Annotated in this window: 1 protein-coding gene; it reads right to left on the bottom strand. The window is 50.0% G+C overall.

The features are described 5' to 3' along the window. Positions 1-2649: DUF5011 domain-containing protein (locus LU351_RS20190; RefSeq protein WP_232595890.1), on the bottom strand; the 2649-nt coding region annotated here is incomplete at both ends.

Here is a 2649-nt window from a genome sequence, read left to right on the forward strand (position 1 = left end):
GGTGTCGAATAAGCCAGGCATGTCCATCATTGCCGGTTGTGATAATTCGTCGATCATGTGGAACGTCTCGTTAAAGCTTGGGTCAGTGTGGTATTCCGCCAAGTTCGCTTGAGGTGCGTAAGACACGCCGTTCACTGAGATAAAGTTTTTGTACGTTTCTTCCCTCGTGTGATCTTTTGCGTTTTGTACGTCTTGGAAATCTCTCCAGTTCGTGCTGCCATTGGCGCCGAGTGTATCGCTCGATAAGTTAATGATGGTGTTGTTGTACACTTCTACCGGCAGTTGGAAGTTGACTGGGTCGGCACCGTTACCTGCGTTGTACGCTTCCCAGAAGAGGATGCCTACATCGTAGCCGTTGGTAATGGTTTCTACATTCGGTTGTTGTACCACGTTGTTGCGCATGGTCATGTTGCCGTAGGCGGAGCGAACACCGTAGTAAGTCGCTTGAGTGCCGGTGAAGATGTTGCGTTCCACCATGGCTTTACCTGCCTGAGGCCCGATGCGTGGGTTGGCTGGCTCGAAGACCGCTGCCATGGTGCCACCTTGAATTAAGTTTTCAACAATCACACCGCTGTGGTTGGCTTCGCCATCGGTGTTGTAACGTAGGGCCGGGTTATGGTGTTCACCTTGTGAGCCGAACCAGCCAACGTTGTTGAACAAATCGTTTTTCGCTACCACCAAGTCACGTGCATCGGCGACGCGTAATGAACCGTGGTCAGCCCAGCGACGGTGGTAGACGCGAACCAAGTCACCGGATTTCGGCGCTGAGGCTAAAGTAATGGTCTTGTTATCCATGTTCAGTGAGTAACCTTGACCCAGAGTGAACTCGGTAATTTTGCCGTTCGCATCCTCGGTTTGTACCGCCATGTCATTTTCAGCCAACACGTTGAAGCTGTAAGAGAAGGTGCGTTGTGAACCGTTGGCGGCGTGTTCGGTTTTGGAATCTTTTTTCTGATCACCACCACTGATGGCTTCCGGGTTTTGACGAACGCTGTTACCGATGAACGCTAAACGAGAAGTGTAATCGGACAGTGAACCGTAATCTTGCCAATTGGTACAGGTGTTATCCGCAAACACATGACCGACTCCACCGCGTGGAGCGAAACACATGCCCAAGCCACTGATGCTGTTGCGATAAACCGTCACGTTATTGGTGTGGTAATTATCACCTTGTCCGAAGTACAACCCTTTCGCCCCGAAAGAATTACCGATACCGGTTTTTGGATCGTAATCCCCAATTAATTGCCAGTGAGCAACCGAGATGGATTTAACCGTTTGAGTAATGATGGTGGTTTTGGAATTTAAGACATTCACAATGGGGTCATCCCCTTCACCGAAGCGATCAAACACATAGTCGCCAGTACGTAAAATCATGTTGGTGTTCATGTCGAATGTGTCGCCTGCACGTAACACAACGTAAGCGCGGCTTAAGCGTCGTACGGCACTGGTCATCGCATCCCAGTTGTCGTAATGCGCTGCACCGGTCGGGCAACCTTCAAAATCCTTGGAAGAAGACACACACAGTGTTTCTGCTGCAGCATAGTTGTCTTCTGGTGCTTGTACGGTAATCGTAACTTTAGAATTACTGTAACGACCATTTTTGGCAGCGGTGTACAACGTTACTTCGTATTCCCCTGGCTCGGCAAACACATGAGCAGCGTACATACCCTGCGCACGATTGGCTTCAGCACCGAAGGCAAAGTCTTCATCTAACGCGCGGAAGAAAGATTTTGAATCGCCGAAATCCCAGTGGTAAGCCAAGTGGTGGAAATTCGATTCCACACCGTAATCGCCTTTGGCGTCAGCGGTGAAGTGCACACCACACGGTGCGGTACAGGTGGTTTGTGACGCATCGATGCTAACCGGGTTCGACGTAATATTTTGTGCACCTGGGAAATCCGCTGCACATTGCATATGGTGTGCGGCCAATTTAATACAACCCGTCGTACACGTGTCTGGGCAGCTCGCCGTATTCACCACCACTTTACGCTCGGCGGCGACGACACTATTGCCGTTATAAAATTCGTAATTAACCGTGTACACCCCCGCTTGGTTGGCATTCACGTCGCCTGACACCCGTACCGAATTAGACACATCATCGCCGGTTGCATTGGTGGCCACATAACCGGGGTCAAAAAAGACATCGCCCACTTCCATATCGATAATGTCTGAACCGAGTAACGCCAAAGTGGCCGGTTGTGGGTCCATTAAAATCACGGTGCGGTGAATGGAAGCCGACGCCCCATCCAAATCTTCTGTACGATACGTGATGGTATATTCACCGGCTTGTGCGGTATTCACTGCGCTGTAATCGGCAAACACCGTTAATTCACCGTCTTCGGCGTCGTTGGCAATCGCGCCTAAATCCAATTCCGCAATATTCGAATTAATCACAAAATTCAGTACATCATTGCCTTGGAGTGCAATGGTCGGTGTTGTGTTTTCACCGACGATTACTTGGCGAGTGGCTTGAGTTTGGTTACCCGCAGAATCTTGTGCGGTATAAGTAAGGGTGTAACGACCGGATTCAATTTGTGTATTTACCGCACCTTGTGCCGTCACATTAATGCTGCCGTCTTCAGCATCGGTAGCGGTTGCACCGGGGTCAACAAATTGGCTTTTAAAATTAACGTACAGTGGGTTCGCACC

It is taken from the genome of Marinibactrum halimedae, from assembly GCF_021234875.1.
Lineage (GTDB): Bacteria > Pseudomonadota > Gammaproteobacteria > Pseudomonadales > Cellvibrionaceae > Marinibactrum > Marinibactrum halimedae.